We start from the raw sequence: 229 nt of genomic DNA on the forward strand, positions 1-229 counted from the left end.
TATTTTTTGATTGTATTTTTAATGATATATGCCGCCTTTAGACTCCCTTCACGGCTATCCTTGATCTTCACAGCATGTTTAATTGGAGGCAACATATTCCTCCTATCCTCACATGGAGGAAGCTTGGAAACCATCATTAGCAACATCTCGATCATGATCGGACTCTACGTCTTCTTCTCCTCCATGCGTTTCAGACGAGAAGCGAGAAAGGAGGCTGAACGGAATCATG

The 229-nt window shown here is 42.8% G+C and carries 1 pseudogene; it reads left to right on the top strand.

Annotated features, from left to right (window positions below):
* A pseudogene (locus tag SB660_RS24340) lies at positions 1–229 on the top strand (sensor histidine kinase); the annotation flags it as partial.

Origin of the sequence: Bacillus sp. SIMBA_005 (genome assembly GCF_046535585.1) — a bacterium.
In the GTDB taxonomy this organism is placed as follows: domain Bacteria; phylum Bacillota; class Bacilli; order Bacillales; family Bacillaceae; genus Bacillus; species Bacillus pumilus.